Raw genomic sequence first — 16,268 nt, forward strand, 5'->3', positions numbered from 1 at the left:
ACCGCCGTTCGCCCGGTCCGCGCCCCGGTCAAACGGGTTCGCCGGATCTCATGCCGTGATCCGGAGAAGGCGCACGTCGCCACCCGCATCCCACACCAGGTTGAGCAGGGCCCGCGCGGCCGCCTGATCGGCGATCAGACCCTCCAGCACCGTCAGTCCCGGTGCCGACCCGATCGTCACGTCCCCGAACCGGGCGCGGATCAGTTCCGGCACGGATCGGGGAAGCGGACCCCGGAGAGCCAGGTGATACCTCGACACCACGGTCGCCTCCTCTGGTCGCCTCCACCCTGGCTCCGCACCGCCGGGTCGCACACCACCCCCCGCCGGCATCCACCCGGGTGGATCCCGGGGTGGGTGGTGCGGGCCCACCCGGGTCGCCGCGACTCTCCTCCGTGTCGCCTCGGAGACGTGCGAAGACGGAGGGCCGCGATGGCTGCGATGGAGAAGGCGGTGCTGGGTGAGGCCCTCGGGGCCGACCGCAACCACGTCCCCGTGCCGGTGCGGCACCGGGTCGCGCCGAACGTCCTGCTGCACGACGACATGGCGGCGAGGCCGTGATCACCGACGTCCCCGTGCCACGGCCGGCCGTCGGGTCACCCCGGACGTGGCTGCGGTTCCTCGCAGGCTTCGCAGTGCTGTACGGCGTGCTCGCGGTCGCTGCGGCCGGCGATCCCAGCGGGCGGTGGCACCTCGTGATCGCGGCGGCGGTGCTGCTGACCGCCGTGATCGTCGAGCGGGTCCTGCACCCGGCACCGATCAGCGGGTTCCTGCGTCGCTGCTGGGGGCTCGGCCGCCCGGCCGGGCGCCCGCTGGCCGCCGCCGTGGGTGTCTCGACCATCGTGCTCGGCGTGTACCCGCTGTTCGCGGCGGTCAGCGGGTCGGCATTGGCGTTGCGCCCCGACTGGCCGTGGCTGCTCGTCGGCGTGTTCGCCTTCCACGGGCTCGCCGAGGAGCTGGTCTGGCGGGGCTACGCCTTCCGCCGGCTGCGCGAGGGCCGCTCGTTCCGGTCGGCGGTGCTGTGGACCATGCCGCTGGTCGCCGCCACCCACGTACCGATCGTGCTGACCATGGGCCCGGCGGTCGGCATCGGGGCGATGGCCGTCGCAGCGGTCACATCGCTGCCGTTTGCCCACCTCTACGAGGCCGGACACCGGACGCTCTGGGCGCCCGCCGTGCTCCACACGGCGATCGACAGCTTCAAGCTCTTCGTCGTCCCGGCGGCCGCCGCGACGACCTTCTCGCTACTTCTCGTCTCTGTCAGCCTCGTCGTCCCGCTGCTCGTCCTCGCGGTACCGCGACCGGTCGCCGTTCCCGCCTCGACGGACAAGGCCTTCTCATGATCACCGACACCGACCCGGAAGGACAACCACGATGATCGCCGAGATCGGCCTGGGGCTGAGCGTCGTCGCAGCCGGGCTGTGGTCCGGGTTGCTGCTGACTCTGACCACGATCCTGCACCCCATGTACGCGGCGCAGAACGCGGGCGGTTTCGCCGAGGACATGCGCCGGTTCCTGCCGATCGCCCGCCGGTCCCCGACCAACTACGTCCTCGTCATCGCGTTGGTGCTGGCGCCAGCCCTCGCACTCGTCGGCCTGGGCGGGCAACCGACGAGTGCCGCATTCGTCCTGACCGCGCTCGGGCTGACCGCCACCATCGTCGGCCCGCTGCTGATCTCCACCTTCCTCGCCGAACCGAACTACAAGGTCATCCTGGGTTGGAACCCCCTGCGACCGCCCGCCGACTGGCGCGTGGCCCGTACCCGGTACTTCCGCCTGAACTGGGCCCGGGCCGGACTGACCTGGTCGGCGTTCGCCCTGTTCGTCGCGGCGGCGTACGTCCACTTCAGCTGAACCCCACCGTCCCACCATCCGAGGAGTGTTCCGTGAAGGACACCGATGTCATCGTTGTCGGCGCCGGTCCGACCGGCCTGATGCTCGCGTGCGAGCTCGCTCTCCGGGGTGTTCGCTGCCGGGTGGTGGAGCGGCGCGCCGAGCAACCGAACATCACGCGTGCGTTCGCCGTGCACGCCCGCACCCTCGAGCTCCTCGACGCGCGGGGACTGGGCGACGACCTGGTACCCCGCGGGGTCGTGGTGCGCGAGGTCGGGCCGGCGCCGGGCGCCAACATCGACCTGAGGGAGCTGGGCACCCGGTACCCGATGATCCTCATCGTGCCGCAGAGCGGCACCGAGCAGCTGCTGCTCCAGCGTGCCCGTGAGCTGGGTGTGGACGTCGTCGAGGGCGCCGAGATCGTCGCGCTCCGGCAGGACGCGGACCAGGTCGTGGTCGAGCTCGCCGACGGGAGCGCGCAGGCCGCGCGGTACGTCGTGGGCTGCGACGGGGCGCACAGCACCGTCCGCGGCCTGCTCGGGGTGGACTTCGTCGGGACCCAGTACGAGACCCACATCCTGCTCGCCGACGTCCGGTTGACCGACCCGCCGGAGGACGCGATGTTCGCGAGCAGCAACAACAACGGCGCGGTCGTCGTGGTGCCGTTCGGCGACGGCTGGTTCCGGGCCATCGCCTGGGACCGGTCCCGCGAGCAGGTGCCCCTCACCGAGCCGCTGCCGATGGAGGAGATGCGCGCCGCGTTCGGCCGCATCGCCGGCACCGACTTCGGGATGCGCGAGCAGCGTTGGAGCTCACGGTTCCTCAGCGAGCGGCGGCAGGCCCGGCACTACCGGATCGGCCGGGTGTTCCTGGCCGGCGACGCCGCCCACGTGCACTCCCCGCTCGGCGGGCAGGGCATGAACACCGGCATCCAGGACGCGATGAACCTCGGCTGGAAGCTCGCCGCCGCCGTGCACGGCCGGGCACCGTCCTGGCTGGTCGACAGCTACCAGGACGAGCGGCACCGCGTCGGCGCACAGGTCCTCGCGCTGACGGACGGGTTCAACCGGCTCATCCTCGGCCGCTCCGCGATCGGCAGGGCGGTTCAGTCGAGGGTCCTCCGGCTGATCGTGGGGTTCGGCCCGACCCGCAGGGCCATGGCCGGGCGTCTGACCGGCATCGGCATCACCTATCCCGCCACGGGGCCGGGCCGGCACCCGTGGGCCGGCCGCCGCATGCCCGATCTCCCGTGCTCAGGCGGGCGGCTCTACGAGTTCCTGCGCGACGGACGGTTCGTCCTCCTCGACACCACCGAAGGCGGCGCCGGCGCCGAGGCCGCGAGCGCGGGCCGGGGGCAGGTGAAGATCGCGCGCTGCGAACGCTCGGCCGCGGCAGCCTTGCCCGCGATGGTCCTGGTCCGTCCCGACGGCTACGTCGCCTGGGCCGGTGACGACCGTTCAGACCTGGCTCACGACGCCCGGTCCGCAATGGCGCACTGGTGCGGCACCAGCGCATATGCCGAGGCCGGCGAGGGCCCACGAGCGTCAGCGTGAGAACCGCCGACCACCACTTCCGATACCCACCGCACGCGGCTGTGCGTGAGATCTAGCTAGGAGGTGCGGGTCTCGACGGGCTGCGGGGCCGGGGTGCGGGCCGCGACCAGCAGTGCCACCAGCGCGGCGGCGGCCGCGACGAGGAAGATGATCGTGTAGGCCGAGCCTGCCGGCAGCAGGTGGCCGTCCACCTGGACGACCAACAGCCCGCTCACCGCCGCCGCCACAGCCGTCACGGTGGAGGTCCCGAGCTGGCGCATCAGTGTGTTGAGGCTGTTGGCGGCGGCGGTCTCCGTCTCCGGGACCGCCCGCATGATCAGGAGCGGGAGGGCGGAGTAGGCGAGGGCCGCGCCGACGGCACCGACGGTGGCCGCGACCACGACCAGCCACATGGTTGCGGGGAGGCTCGCGATGCCCGCGTTGCCGACCACCAGCAGCGCCGACCCGGCGATGACCGTGACTCGCGGCCCGTGCCCTCGGGAGATCCGGGCGGACACCGAGGAGAAGATCATCATCGCTCCGCCGATCGGGAGCAGCAGGACACCCGCGGCCAGCATCGACAGCCCGAACCCGTAGCCGGTCGCCACGGGCGCCTGCAGGACCTGCGTGGCGAGGGCGAACGCCGCGAACATCGAGAACCCGAGCAGGACGGAGGCGACGTTCGTGCGCAGCACCGCCGGACGCGCCGCGACCCGCAGGTCGACCAGCGGTGACGACCGCCGCAGCTCGAACCACCCCCACACCGGCAACACGGCGACCGAGGCCGCCAGCAGCCCGAGGACGGCAGGACTCGCCCAACCCCACTCCGAGCCCTTCGAGATCCCGAGCAGGAGGCACACCAGCCCGGCGGCCAGCCCGACCGCGCCGACGGTGTCGAACCGCCCGCCGCTGCGCAGGCCGGACTCCGGCACCATCCGCAGCACGACCACGAGCAGGCCGAGGGCGCCGAGGGCCACGGCGACGAACAGCAGCCGCCACCCACCGTGCTGCGCCAGGATCCCCGTCACCGGCGGCCCGATCGCGCCGCCGACCCCGAGCGACGAGCTCATCAGGCCGACCCCACCCGCCACCTTGGCCGATGGCAGGACGTCCCGCATGAGGCTCATCCCGAGTGCGATCACCCCGAACCCGACGCCCTGCATGGCACGCGCCACGAGGAGGACGGCGAAGTTGGGCGCGACCGCGGCGAGCACCGCGCTCACCAGGATGATCCCGAGGGACAGCACCAGCATCCGGCGCTTCCCGTACATGTCACCGAGGCGCCCGAGCACCGGCGCCGACACCGCGCCCGCGACGAGCGTTGCGGTGAGCAACCAGCTGGCGGACGAGGAGCTCACCGACAGCAGGGCCGGGAACTGCGGGATCAGCGGGACGATCGCGGTCTGCAGGAGCGATACGAGCAGTCCGCTCGATCCGAGGGCGACGATGGCGCCGGTGGCGCCGTGCCTGCCGGTCACGTCGGGAGTGTCGGAGCTGGACAGGACAGGACGGACGGATGCCGGGACGGCGGTCACTGAGGCGCTTCTCCTCGATGAAGGGGCGACTTCAGAGGACCACAGCCCGTTAGCTTCGACAACTATTTTGTTGTCATTGCGAAGTTAATCACCGGGACACCGCTCGTCCGCGACCCGGCCGCGCTCGCGAGCGCCATGGCCGACGACGACCGGGGTGCCTACCTGCAGGACATCGGGGACACAGCGCGCTGCCCGACTACGCGCACCTACGTCTGCCATGCAGGTCGAGGTTGCGGGCGAGCAGGTCCCTCATCGACACGCCGTACAGGCGGGCCGGCCGATCGCTCGCAGCCCACACCGCCACCGGCATCAGAACCAGTGAGCTCGACCGCCTACAGCGCGCCCGGTGCGTCCGAGAACCAGGAGGACAACTCCCACGATGAGCAGAATCGCGCCGACGTAGTAGAGCAGGCTTATGCCGGCGACGTAGCCGATGATCAACAGAATAACACCGAGAATGATCATATTGCCCCTTTCGAAGGAGGATCGGCCGCAGCGTATGACGCAGGGGTCTCACCGGCATGAAGCGAGACTTGATCGTTATAGCAAGATCGGGGGATCGAGCCGGCCTTTGTCGGATTTGGGCACGGAGGCACGGATCGAAGGGTCGAGCAGCTGCGGCACTGCTCGGCGTCGGTGCGTCCGCGGCTCCGCCCGCCCGAACGCCTGGGCGGGTTCGTCGGCGGTTTGTGACTCAGTGCAGAGCACCATCGCCGTACTCGACGGCAAGACGCTCGACGAGGCGCTACTGGTCCCCTCCTGCCTGTGGCTCCCCTGCTCGGTGCGCTTCGGCGGGGGTATCCCCTACACCGAGTCGGCGGGCTTGCCGTGATGTGGTCGCCGTCCCGTTCAGGAGACCGTCAACGCATGGAACCAATCCCCCTCGTGCGGTGTCTCATCGCTGGGTGTGTCGCGCTCGTTCTCGCAGGCTGCAGCTCCACAGTTGCCCCAGCGTCAGCGACGTCGACGCCATCAACGCCGTCGGCGTCAGTCCGAGGCGACGTCGTGTCGATCACCCCGCTCGAACAGCTGGACGCGCCTGCCGTCGTCGCGCGCCTGGGCGAGTTCGGGATCGACGCGGGCCGGGTGGTGAGCGGTGTGCAGGCGTTCCGCGTCGTGTACCGCACGATCGCCCCCGACGGTGCCCCGACCACCGCAAGCTCGCTCGTCGCGGTGCCGCAGACAGCACCCGGCGGCAGGCTGCGGCTGGTGTCGTGGCAGCACGGCACGAGCGTCTACAAGGCCGGGGCGGCGTCCATGTCCGCCGAGAGCTCCGACCGCGCCGTCGCGTACTTCTTCGCCGCGGCGGGAGACGTCGTCTCGGCACCGGACTACCTCGGCCTCGGGGTCGGGCCGGGTACCCACCCCTACGACCACCACGAGTCGGCCGTCACGGCGTCGGTCGATGCGTTGCGCGTCGCGCGTTCGGTGCCGGGAGTCGTCGACAAAGAGCTCGACCCGAAAGTGCTGATCACCGGCTTCTCGCAGGGCGGGCCGGTCACGATGGCGTTGGGCAAGGCGCTGCACGATGGCGCGGAACCAACGTTCCGAGTCGGGGCACTCGCGCCGATCGCCGGTCCCTACGACTTCAGCGGAACGGTCGCCGCGGCCAGGTCGGGAAAGATCGCGCACGCCACGGGATATCTCGCGTACCTGACCGTCGCGTGGAACCGGATCCACCACCTCTACGACGACCCCGCCGAAGCGTTCCGTCCGCCGTACGACCACTCGGTCGAGGCCCTTTTCGACGGAACGCACCCGTACGAGGAGATCGGTTCGACGCTCCCGACAACGCTGCCGGAGCTGTTCACCCCGACGTTCCTGGACCAGCTCCAACACCCGACGGGTGCGCTGCACGAGGCGTTGAGCGCAGCAGACGCGACCTGCGACTGGGCTTCGAATGTGCCGGTGCGGATCTACCACGCTTCCGGCGACCTCGATGTCCCCGTCGCCAACGCCGAGTTCTGCCGACGGGCGCTCGCTGAACACGGCGCGGTGGCCGACGTGGTGCAGCTCGGCGAGATGGAGCACGGTGATTCCATGAGCGCGGCCCTGCCACTGGTGATGGACCAGTTCGCAGCCGGCTGAACCGCACCCGCCGCGAGCAGCCCACATCGAAGTACTCGGCGACAATCGCACCCCCGGGCGACAGCACCCGCGACGGACGGGCCGCCCGCCTGTGGTGACCCGCAGAAATGTTGGGTGCACCTCGTCCATCTCATGGATGACGGACCGAGTCGCCTTGCCTTCCGGGAGCCCTGAGCCCGGCGAGGATCGCCCGTGCCCGCCTCTGGTGCGGCGTCGCCGACTCCGTACCGTCGCGCGCCTGCAGGGCGCGGCCGAGGGACTCCAGCGCCCGTGCCTCCCCGAGCAGGTACCCGATCTCGTGGTGCAGGTCGAGCGCGCGTTCGGCATGGTCCACAGCCTGGAGGAGCTGCCCGCAGGCGGTGTGCGCGTCCGCCAGCGCCGAGAGCGCGTTGGCCTCCCACATGCGAAAGCCGCTGCCCCGGGCGCCCTCGAGCGCTGCCGTGCCGGCGGCGAGCGCCCCTTCCAGGTCACCGAGCCCGCCCGATGCGACCGCGAGCCCGGTGAGGGCCTCGACCTCGGCCCGCCGGAACCCGGTCCGTGCCGCGAGCTCCCTGGCCCGCTCGTGTCCGTCGACCGCGTCGCTGAACCTTCCCTCCAGGGCGTCGACCGTGGCCAGCGTGTTCAGGGCGTTCGCCTCGGTCCGGCGGTCGCCGGTCTCGCGGGCGGTCGCCAGCGACTGCTCCGCGTCGGTGCGCGCCGCCGCGCACCTCCCGGCGTCCCGGTGGACCACGGCGGCGGAGTACAGGGCCGACGCCTCGTGGTAGCGCGTGCCGAGCTCGCGGTAGCGAGCGAGGACCTCCGCGTGCAGGCCGAGCGCCTCTGACCAGTGCCCGAGGGAGGCGTAGACCATCCCTGTGCAGTGCAGGGCCAGCGCCTTGCCGTACCGGTTCCCGGTCCGCTCCGCAAGATCGAGGGCGCACCGGTCGTGATGCAGCGCGTCGTCCCACCGGGCGAGGTCGTCGTAGACGATGCCGAGCCCGATGTGTGCGCTGGTCTCCCCGAACGGTTCCGCGACCTCCCGGTACGCGGCCACCGCACGGCTGAGGTTCGCCACCGCCTCGTGGAGGCGACCCAGCAGCCAGCCCGCGAGCCCGGACCACTTCATGATCTCCGCCTCGACGCGCCGGTCGCCGAGCCGCCGGCTGAGCGGGAGGGCGCGTGACGCGAGGTCGAGGGCCCGCTCGTACGCACCGAGGCAGAAGTGGGCGTCGGCGTGGCTGAGCAGCATCACCATCCGGCCGCCCGGGTCGTGGGCGGCGTCCGCGGCTTGCAGGCCCAGGCGCGCGGTCTCCAGCCAGTCGCCCCCGTTCATCCGGAAGTAGAAGCAGGAGCGCAGCGCGTGGGCCAGGTGCCAGGCGAACGGGTGGGGACCGTGCTCCGCCGTGTGCCGGACGGTGGCAACCAGGTTCGTGCGCTCGGTGTCGAGCCACCCGACCGCATCGCCGCGGTCGCTCGGACACAGCGGTTCCACCTCTGGTTCTCGGGGTGCGTCGGGCAAGCTCGCCACTTCCGGGTAGAGCAGCCGGGCCGCCGCATCCGCGCTGTCCAGGTAGAAGGTGTGCAGGCGGCGCAGGGCGCCGTCGCGCTCCGCTTCGCTGTCCTCGCACCGGGCTCGGTCGGCCGCGTAGAGCCGCAGCAGGTCGTGCAGTTGTGCCCGTCCCGGCGTCGGTCGTTCCACGAGGTGTGCCGCGGTCAGCTCGCCGAGCAGCAGGGTGGCCTGCCCGAGCGGCACACCGCCGAGCGCCGCGGCCGCGCGCGGCTCGGTGTCCGGGCCGGGGGCGAGCCCCAGCAACCGGAACAGTCGCGCCGCGGCCGGCCGCAGCGCGCGGTAGGAGAGGTCGAAGGACGCGCGTACGTCCCCGTACTGGTCGTCGTCGAAGCCGAGCCGATCAAGCCGGTCACTGCCTGCCAGCTCGGCCACGTGGGCGGCGACCGGGCGTCCGCGATCCCCGCGCAGCTGCGCGGCTGCGATGCGCAGCGCCAGGGGGAGGTGCCCGCACAGGCGGACCAGCTGCGCCACGGCATCGGGCTCGGCGGCCGCGCGGTCCGGGCCGATCGTCCTGGCGAGGAGGGTTTCGGCGTCCTGGTCGGGCAGGACGTCGAGGATGATCCGGCTCGCACCGTGGGTGGCCGTGAGACCGCCCGTGTCCCAGCGGGTCGTGACGAGGACCGCGCAGGTGGGACTGCCCGGCAGGAGCGGTCGGACCTGTTCGGCGTTCCCGGCGTTGTCGAGCAGGATCAGCACGCGCTTCCCTGACACCAGCGACCGGTACGACGCGGCCTGCTCTTCCGGGTCGACGGGGATCTGGTCCTGGGGCACCCCGAGCCCGCGCAGGAAGCGGGCGAGCGCCTCGCCCGGCTCGACGGCCGCCGTCCGCGCGCTGCCGCGCAGGTCCACGTACAGCTGCCCGTCCGGCCACCGCTGCGCGGTCCGGTGCGCCCAGTGCAGTGCGAGCGCTGTCTTGCCCACTCCCCCGACGCCTTCGACCACCGCGACGGGCACAGCGCCGGTGGATTGCGGGGGTCGCAGCAGCAACGCGTCGAGCTCCGCGAGGGGGCCGGCCCGCCCGGTGAAGTGCGCCACGTCCGATGGCAGCTGCCGGGGGACCGGCGGTCCCGCGGTGGGGGCGGGCTGCCGGGCGATGACGGCGTCGCCGGACAGGACCCGCCGGTGGAGCTCCTGCAGCGCGGGGCCGGGCCGGACGCCCAGCTCATCGTCGAGAAGGCGGCGGACCTCCTGGTATGCCGCGAGCGCCTCGGCCTGTCGGCCGCAGCGGAACAGCGCGAGCACCAGTTGTTCCCGCAGCCGTTCGCGCAACGGGTGAGACGCGATCGCCGCTCGCAGCTCCGGTACGAGCTCGGCGTCGGCCCCCAGCTCCATCCGGAGCGCGATGTACTGCTCGAACGCGGTGACCTGCTCCTCGTCGAGCACCGCGGCCTGTTGCGCGAGGCGACCGGGGAGCCCGTTGAGTGCCGGACCCCGCCAACGGGCCAGCGCCGATGCGAGCGCCGATGCGGCGTCGCCCGCGCGGCCGGCCGCCGCGGCCGCCCGGGCCGATGTGACCTGCTCCCGGAACAGGTCCAGGTCCAGCTCGCCGGGATGAACGACCAGCTGGTAACCGCCGGGACGGGTGAGGATGCGCGGGGTGTCGCTCGGCTCGACGTCCGCGAATGCCCGCCTCAACCTGCTGACGTAGGTGTGCAGCGCGGCCGCGACGGCGGAGGGTGGCTCGTCCTCCCACACGCTGGCGATGAGCCGGTCGTGCGAGACCGTCCGGTCGCCCTCGAGGGCGAGCGTCGCGAGGAGCATGACGGGCCGCCGCCCGCCGAGCCGGGCCTGCCCGCGCGGGCCGCGCACCTCGACCGGCCCGAGGATCCGGAACTCCATCGTTCCAACCTCCTACCCAGGACGGACCGAAACTGCGGGAGCCGGAACGGTCCTGACTGAGGAGACCGGCGGGCACGCCGGAACTCATCGGTCGGCACGCCCCTTGCACGACGAGCACGTCGTCGGCCATCCAGGGAGGCTTGTCGCCGTGGTCGGCGACACGCCGGACAGCCATGCGCCGACCGCTCGGCGAAGACGCTGCTGCCACATGCGTCTGTGCCCGCGTACGGCGGAGGGCCCGCCCGGCGCCCCGCGCACCGGTGATCGCCGTTCACGGTGGCGGCACAGCGAGGGGACCCGACCTGCCTCGCGACGCGGTGCAGGCCGTGCTGCAAGGCGGCGTACAGGCGATGTTCAGGGCGCACCGGCAGGCTGCTGCGACCGGATGCGACGAGGTGGCGACGAGGGATGCGAGCGGGCGGTCGATGGGGGCGGTGGCGATGACGCGGGCGGTGGTCGTCGACGGCGTCGGGGTCGCGTGGGCGGCCGTTGCGTTGCCGATGATCGGGACCGCTCCGCCACAACGGCGATCCGGCGACCGGCGCAGCCCTGTCGTTGACACGGCCGGACGGCCGCGACCGGCCCGGTGCCAGCCGTGAGCGCAGAGGCGGATCTGGGCCGCGACGGGTCGGTGGGGCGGGAGCGAGCGGTGGTCGCGGCGGTGGCGGGCGCTCCGCTCGTGGCGTTCGCAGCGTTCCCGATGCCGATCCCGGCGTTGCCCGCGATCAGTGCCGAGCTCGGCGTGGGCACGGCCGAGCTGCAACTGCTGGTGAGCGGGTACGCCCTGGGCCTCGGCACGCTCCTCGTCCTCGCCGGTGTGCTGGCCGACCGCTCGGGCGCAGTCCGGGTGTGGGTCGTGGCGATGTCGGCGTTCGGGGTGTGCTCGCTCGGCTGCGCGGTTGCGCCGGCGGTACCCGCCCTGATCGCCGGGCGGATCGGGCAGGGGGTGGCGGGCGCAGGGCTCCTGGCCGCGTCCTTGGCGCTGGTCGCGACGGCGGTGCCGGCCCCCCGCCGCCCTGGTGCCGCGGCCTTGTGGGGCGCCGCCATCGGCGCGGGGCTGGCCGGTGGGCCCCTCGTGGGTGGCGTGTCCCTGGAGTTCGGGCAGTGGCGGCCGGTCTTCGCCGGGCTCGGCCTGCTCGCGCTGCTGGCCGCCGGCGCGGGGTGGCTGCTCCTGCCGGCGGTCGTGCCGGCGGGTGGTTCCGCGGCCCGGCTGGAACCGTTCGGTCCGCTGACATTGGCCGGAGGGCTCGCAGCGCTGATCCTGGCGGTCAACTGGGCCGGTGCGGGCGACTGGACTGCGCCGCGGGTGCTCGGCGGGTTGCTCGTGGCCGCGGCGCTGCTCGGATGCTTCGCGCTGGTCCAGCGCCGCGCCCCCGAGCCGATGCTCGACCTCGCGGTGCTGCGCAACCGGCAGTACCTGGGCGGTTTGGTGGCCGGTCTGGCGCTTGCGCTGTCGGCGCTCTCGATGATGGTCGTGATCGGTCCGTACCTGCAGGTCGTCGTCGGCGCGTCCGCGCTCGTGCTCGCGCTGTGGTTCCTGCCGTTCAGCGGTCTCGCCTTCGCAGTTGCGCTGCTGGCCGCACGGCTCTCCCCACGGCTCTCACTGCGCGCGCGGCTGGTGGCCGGGCTGGGCGCGGCTGCGGCCGGGATGGCCGCGCTGCTGCCGATCGCACCCGGCTGGACCTGGCCCGCGCTCGTGCCCGGGATGGCACTGACCGGTGTCGGCGTCGGGCTGGCGAACCCGGCCCTGGCGATCGCCGCCGTCGGTTCGGTGCCACCGGAGCGCAGTGGCATGGCAGCCGGCGTGGCGAACACCGCCCGTCAGATGGGCAACGCCCTCGGGATCGTCGTGCTGGCCATGGCGATGCAGGTCGCCGCGATCGGCGCCGCCCGGGCAGCCGGCGCGGGCGTCGACGCCGCTGTACTGATCCGGATCGCCGGCGGTGACCTGCCCGGGGCACGAGCGCTGAGCCCGGATCCGGAGCTCGTCACCCGGCTCTACGCCGCCGCGCAGACCAGCGGTGTCCGCGTTGCCCTGCTCGTCGCCATCGCGACGTGCCTCGCGGGGCTCCTCGCGACCGCCTGGCTGATGCGACCGGATCGACGCCCCGACAGGAGCTGAGCGCACCCCCGATTCGGATACGACGAAGGCCGAACAGCCTGAACCGGAAGGAGAGCCCATGGCCCCGACGAGCAAGATCCTGATCATCGTCACCAACACGCCCGAGTACGAGACGGCCGGTTACCGCACCGGCCTGTGGCTCGGCGAGCTGACGCACTTCTACGACTGCGTGCATGAGCACGGGTTCGCTACCACCATCGCCAGCCCGCAGGGCGGTTACGTGCCGATCGACCCCGTCAGCCTGGCACCTGAGCACATGGACGGAACGACCGGGCAACGCTACCGCGACCGTCGCTTCATGGATCTCCTCACGAACACGGTGAAGGCCGCCGACGCCGATGTCGAGGACTACGTCGCCATCTACTTCGCCGGCGGGCACGGGGTGATGTTCGACTTCCGCGGTGCCGACCTCGCCGAACTCACCGCGGCGTTCTACCAGTCCGGGCGGGTGGTCGCCGCCGTCTGCCACGGCCCCGCCGCCCTGCTGGACGTCCGGCTCGGCACCGGCGACCCGCTGGTCGACGGCAAGGACGTAACCGGGTTCTCCTGGCCGGAGGAGGAGATCGCCGAACGCGCCGACGCCGTTCCCTTCAGCCTGCAGGACGAGCTCGTGAACCTCGGCGCGAACTACAGCACCGCGGCGCCTTTCGCCACCCAGTGGTCGAGGACGGGCGCCTGATCACGGGACAGAACCCCGGTAGCGCGCGGGCGGTGGCCGAGAGGGTGGTCGAGCAACTACACGCACAGCGCTAGTGGGACACCGGCGTCCCTGGGGGACCTTGCAGACGCGGCTCGGGTCACCGGCATGTGCGTTGAGCCGGTCCGTACGGGCTTTCGCGGAGGAGCGCCGAACGCTTCCGGCCCCAACTCGTGCTCGACACGCGCGTGATCCAGGACACAGTCATCTCCGTGTCGATGCCCGCCTCGCTCCTTCGCCGCACAGGTAGGGCACCGGCTACGCGGATCCGGTGACGAGCGAGAGGACGAGTAGGCATGACCGAGCACAGCGATACGACGGTGTCCCGGGCATCGCAGGCCCAGATCGACCTCGCGACCGGCACGAAGCAGCAGGTCGAGCGTCGGGTCGTCGGTTGGGCGAGCGTGTCGATGGATGGTTTCACCAGCGGTCCCGGTGGCCCCGCGCATGACCAGTGGCTCTACGAGCACGCCAGCCAAGAGCAGACCCAGTCCTACTTCGAAGGGATCTGGCGGGGGGCCGACACGGGGCTGCTCGGCCGAACCAACTACGAGGGCTTCTACTCGGTGTGGCCCGGCATCACGCGCGATCCGGCGATGCCGGCCCGCACCCGCGAGCTCGGCGCCTGGCTCGACGACGTCGAGAAGGTGGTGTTCTCGCACACGCTGACCGACCTCGCCTGGTCGAACGCCCGGCTCGCAACCCGCCCACTCGAGGACGAGGTGAAAGCGCTCAAGGCTGCCCCCGGCCGGGATATCCTCGTGATCAACAGTGCCACCATCATCCACCAGCTCCTGCGCGCCGACCTGGTGGACGACCTGCGGTTCGCGATCGTCCCCGTCATCGTCGGCGGCGGCCTGCGTCTGCTCCCCGAGGGGCTCGTCGAATCCCGCTGGCAGTTGATGGAGTCCGCGACGCTCGCCCACGGGGCGGTAGCCGTCCACTACCGGCGTCGGCGGTGACCCTGGTGTGCCGCCAGAGGCACGATGTGCTGGGCGTTGTCCCGACAGGGACCCGTCCGCGACGCGGTCACCCACCACACTCCGAACACCCGACCGGCCGACCAACTGTCCTCACCCGACTGCACCAATCGTGGTGACTTTGCGTACGGCCTGTAACGGCCAGGGACGCGACAGCGAGCCCTACTGCGCTGTTCTCGTGAGCGCGCCGTCCGGAGATCGTCGCCCACAGTGACAACGGCGTCGCCGTGTGGCCCGCTCCCGGTGTTCGACTCCGGCCTGCGCGTTCGGCTCCCCGTCAGCTCAGCCGCGGAGGATGCGGATGCGTCGCTCGGTCTGGAGATCTGCCGTCAACCTCGTACCGCACGGGTACGACCTGTCCGATTCGGACTGGCAGCGCCGGCACCGGCTCATGCTGGTCGTGCTGGCGGTGCACGTGCCCGGTCTCCTCGCCTTCGGCCTGTTCCTGCACCGTCCGCCGGACGCCGTCGTGCTCGCGGTCGCGGTCCCCGCCGCCTGCCTGCTGGGCGGCCGGTTGTTGCGGCGGCATCGTCGGGTGGCATCGGTGGCGGTCACCGCCGGGCTCGTCTGGAGCTCGGCGGCGCTGGTCGGCCTCACCGAGGGCACCATCGAGGCCCACTTCCACTTCTTCGTGATCATCGGCTTCATCGCCTTGTACCAGGATTGGGTCCCGTTCCTGTTCAACGTGCTGTTCACCGTGGCGAGCCACGGCGTGGGATCGGCCTGGCAACAGACGCTGATCTTCAACCACGCGCCGGCGCAGTCGAACCCGTGGCTGTGGTCCCTGATCCACGGCGTCGCGGTGCTCGTCGCCTGCGTGGGGATGGCGCTGTTCTGGCGGGTCACCGAGGACTCGCAGCGGGAGAAGGACGCGTTGGCGCAGCAACTGGCCGACGCCGAGATCAACCGGCGGCAGTTCGCCTCCGACCTGCTGGTGAACCTGGCCCGGCGCAACCAGAGCATGCTCTACCGGCAGCTCGAGATCATCAACCAGCTCGAGGAGGCGGAGCGGGACCCGGACGCACGCGCCGAGCTGTTCAAACTCGACCACCTCGCCACCAGGGTGCAGCGCAACGCCGAGAGCCTGCTCGTGCTCGCCGGGGAGGAACCGGCCCGGATCTGGCGGGATCCGGTCGCGCTGCGCGACGTGGTGCGCGCGGCCATCGCCGAGACAGAGGACTTCCAGCGCGTGTCGGTGCTCGTAGACGGGCGCTTCACGATCGCCGGCCGCAGCGTCACCGACGTCACGCACCTGATCGCGGAGCTCATCGAGAACGCGGTGCGGTTCTCCCCTCCCGACAGCGTGGTGCGGATCCGCATGCGCCCCGATCGGCAGCACCCCGCCGACGAGCTGCTCGTGATCGAGGACTGGGGCGTCGGGATGCCTCCCGAGGATCTCGCGACCGCCAACGCGATCCTGACGAAGGCCATCGACGTCGACCTCTCGGTCGCCAGGCGCCTTGGATTCCACGTCGTCGCCCGGCTCAGCGCGCGGCACGGCATCCGGGTCACGCTCTCCCCGACGCCCGGGTCCGGCACAACGGCGGTGGTCGCCCTGCCGACCACGCTGTTCGAGGACGATGCCGGCCGCTACGGGCGCGGGGGCGACACCGTCCGTGCTGCGACCACGGGCCAGGCCGCGCCCTCGGCCATCGGCACCGCCGTGCTGGCACGTTCCCAGGGCAGCGGGGGTGCGCACCGGCTCCACCTCGACGGCGACGGCACCCTCCCGGACAGGCGGGGAACGCACGAGCCCCCGGCCGACTCGGCGGTCCCGGCCCAGCGCGCCCGACCGGCGTGGGTCGACGACGACGCAGGGCAGTCCGTCGGCCTGCGCCGCCGGGTGCCGCAGTCCCACCTCGCCCCGGAGCTGCGGGCGACCCGATCCGCGGACCCCGACCGCCCCGCGCTCCCGCCCGCCCACGCGACGGGCGCAGCACGAGCGCTCCCGCGCTTCCACTCCGGCCGGCCCGCCGCCGACGATCGTGATGACGACACGTGGCCCAGAGGCGCGGGCGCTGCCTGGTTCGAGCCGGCTCCCCGCGACGCGGAGCTTGAACCGGGGACGGGGCGGTGAGGGGGAGCTGACACGATCG

Annotated in this window: 14 protein-coding genes; 10 read left to right on the forward strand and 4 right to left on the reverse strand. The window is 72.2% G+C overall.

All coding sequences use genetic code 11. The annotated features are described in order from the left end of the window. Nucleotides 1-48 precede the first annotated feature (48 nt). A complete protein-coding gene (locus FB388_RS19930) occupies nt 49-213 on the reverse strand; it encodes a hypothetical protein (RefSeq protein ID WP_211362119.1) in 165 nt (54 codons plus the stop codon). A gap of 216 nt (nt 214-429) precedes the next feature. Here FB388_RS19930 and FB388_RS40905 point away from each other — a divergent pair, with 216 nt between their 5' ends. The 4 genes from FB388_RS40905 to FB388_RS19945 are packed head-to-tail and all read left to right on the forward strand — an operon-like array spanning nt 430 to nt 3,383. Further along, on the forward strand, nt 430-558 hold the full coding sequence (locus tag FB388_RS40905; RefSeq protein ID WP_281290438.1) for a DUF6653 family protein: 129 nt from the start codon (nt 430-432) through the stop codon (nt 556-558). Continuing rightward, nucleotides 555-1,340, forward strand: coding sequence for a CPBP family intramembrane glutamic endopeptidase (locus FB388_RS19935; protein WP_142103708.1), 786 nt, complete (start codon nt 555-557; stop codon nt 1,338-1,340). Before FB388_RS40905 ends, FB388_RS19935 begins: the two co-directional genes overlap by 4 nt. Nucleotides 1,341-1,371: 31 nt before the next feature. Further along, nucleotides 1,372-1,851 (forward strand): hypothetical protein, encoded by a 480-nt coding sequence (locus FB388_RS19940; protein WP_142103710.1) that lies wholly within the window; start codon nt 1,372-1,374, stop codon nt 1,849-1,851. A gap of 32 nt (nt 1,852-1,883) precedes the next feature. Next, nucleotides 1,884-3,383 carry an FAD-dependent monooxygenase gene (locus FB388_RS19945; protein WP_142103712.1) on the forward strand — a complete coding sequence of 500 codons (1,500 nt, stop codon included), beginning with the start codon at nt 1,884-1,886 and terminating at the stop codon, nt 3,381-3,383. A gap of 56 nt (nt 3,384-3,439) precedes the next feature. Here the strand turns inward: FB388_RS19945 and FB388_RS19950 are convergent, their stop codons facing one another. Further along, a complete protein-coding gene (locus FB388_RS19950; protein ID WP_170225742.1) occupies nt 3,440-4,840 on the reverse strand; it encodes an MFS transporter in 1,401 nt (466 codons plus the stop codon). A gap of 366 nt (nt 4,841-5,206) precedes the next feature. Next, nucleotides 5,207-5,362 carry a DUF6131 family protein gene (locus FB388_RS40495; RefSeq protein WP_246122204.1) on the reverse strand — a complete coding sequence of 52 codons (156 nt, stop codon included), beginning with the start codon at nt 5,360-5,362 and terminating at the stop codon, nt 5,207-5,209. Nucleotides 5,363-5,594: 232 nt separating this feature from the next. Here FB388_RS40495 and FB388_RS40910 point away from each other — a divergent pair, with 232 nt between their 5' ends. Together FB388_RS40910 and FB388_RS19955 are read left to right on the forward strand one after the other, a co-directional pair. After that, the gene (locus tag FB388_RS40910) at nt 5,595-5,729 is read left to right on the forward strand and encodes a hypothetical protein (protein ID WP_281290439.1); all 135 of its coding nucleotides are present in this window, start codon (nt 5,595-5,597) and stop codon (nt 5,727-5,729) included. Between the two features lie 173 nt (nt 5,730-5,902). Further along, nucleotides 5,903-6,985, forward strand: coding sequence for an alpha/beta hydrolase family protein (locus FB388_RS19955; RefSeq protein WP_211362120.1), 1,083 nt, complete (start codon nt 5,903-5,905; stop codon nt 6,983-6,985). Between the two features lie 130 nt (nt 6,986-7,115). Here FB388_RS19955 and FB388_RS19960 read toward each other — a convergent pair whose 3' ends face one another. After that, on the reverse strand, nt 7,116-10,373 hold the full coding sequence (locus FB388_RS19960) for an AfsR/SARP family transcriptional regulator (protein ID WP_142103714.1): 3,258 nt from the start codon (nt 10,371-10,373) through the stop codon (nt 7,116-7,118). Nucleotides 10,374-10,968: 595 nt separating this feature from the next. Here FB388_RS19960 and FB388_RS19965 point away from each other — a divergent pair. From FB388_RS19965 to FB388_RS19980, 4 genes are all read left to right on the forward strand, one after another. After that, nucleotides 10,969-12,495, forward strand: coding sequence for an MFS transporter (locus tag FB388_RS19965; RefSeq protein ID WP_142103715.1), 1,527 nt, complete (start codon nt 10,969-10,971; stop codon nt 12,493-12,495). Nucleotides 12,496-12,553: 58 nt separating this feature from the next. Further along, nucleotides 12,554-13,174, forward strand: coding sequence for a type 1 glutamine amidotransferase domain-containing protein (locus tag FB388_RS19970; protein ID WP_211362121.1), 621 nt, complete (start codon nt 12,554-12,556; stop codon nt 13,172-13,174). A 314-nt stretch (nt 13,175-13,488) separates the two neighbouring features. Next, nucleotides 13,489-14,154, forward strand: a complete 666-nt coding sequence (locus FB388_RS19975; RefSeq protein ID WP_142103716.1) for a dihydrofolate reductase family protein — start codon at nt 13,489-13,491, stop codon at nt 14,152-14,154. A gap of 319 nt (nt 14,155-14,473) precedes the next feature. Next, the gene (locus FB388_RS19980) at nt 14,474-16,249 is read left to right on the forward strand and encodes an ATP-binding protein (RefSeq protein WP_170225743.1); all 1,776 of its coding nucleotides are present in this window, start codon (nt 14,474-14,476) and stop codon (nt 16,247-16,249) included. Nucleotides 16,250-16,268 lie beyond the last annotated feature (19 nt).

Origin of the sequence: Pseudonocardia cypriaca (genome assembly GCF_006717045.1) — a bacterium.
Lineage (GTDB): Bacteria > Actinomycetota > Actinomycetes > Mycobacteriales > Pseudonocardiaceae > Pseudonocardia > Pseudonocardia cypriaca.